The organism is Microbulbifer variabilis (assembly GCF_020524905.1).
GTDB lineage: Bacteria > Pseudomonadota > Gammaproteobacteria > Pseudomonadales > Cellvibrionaceae > Microbulbifer > Microbulbifer variabilis_A.
In genome coordinates this window covers 1-829 of record NZ_JAIVKI010000063.1, presented here as the reverse complement: position 1 = coordinate 829, position 829 = coordinate 1, and the positions used below count along the sequence as shown (strand labels likewise).

Genomic DNA, 829 nt, shown 5'->3' with positions numbered 1-829 from the left:
CCTCAAAGAGTATTAATCGAGTCCACAGGAAGACTAGAATTAGAATTCGTCTGTGCTGCTCATAAAGCGGGACTGCCGATAGTTGTTTGCAATCCTTCGCAAGTAAGAAACTTTGCAAAGTCAGCGGGACGGCTCGCCAAAACAGATAAGCTAGATGCAATTGATATCGCACATTTTGGTGAAGCTATGAAGCCAAGATTGTCATCAATCAAACCAGAAAAACTCAGAAATATCAGTGACTTGCTGACGGTCAGGAACCAGTGCTTAGAAATGAGCACAATGCAAAAGAATCGTCTCAAGAGAATGCCTAAGTCTGTTCACAAGCCCATTCAGGCTATCTTAAAAGCCATCAAGAAAGAGCTAGAAGGGGTCGATAAGCAACTTGATAAACTTGTTAACAGTGTTGCCGAGTGGCGACAAAAACGCGATCTCTTATTAAGTGCTAAAGGAGTCGGTAATGTACTGGCTTACACGCTAATGAGCGAACTTCCTGAGCTGGGCAAGTTGAACCGCAAAGAGATAGCGGCCCTTGTGGGTATCGCCCCGATGAATCGTGATAGCGGCAGCTTCCAGGGTAAACGCTATATTCGAGGTGGGCGACATCGTGTACGCACGGTTTTGTTTGTTTCTATGATGTCGGCAATACAATGCCACCCTAAATTAAAGCCAATGTATGAGCGCCTGGTCGCTGCTGGTAAACCAAAGAAAGTAGCCCTTATCGCATGTATGAGGAAGCAACTTACCATCCTCAATACGATGGTAAAAAACAACACCTACTGGGATGAGAAAATGGTTTAAATATTTGACAAAGGGCCATAGTCACTTGTTA

General features: G+C 44.3%; 1 protein-coding gene. It reads left to right on the top strand.

Translation table 11 applies throughout. From position 1 onward, the window contains the following. Positions 1-798 (top strand): IS110 family transposase (locus LC073_RS21525; protein WP_226649690.1); only part of this gene is annotated, 798 nt, incomplete at its 5' end. Positions 799-829: the final 31 nt, after the last annotated feature.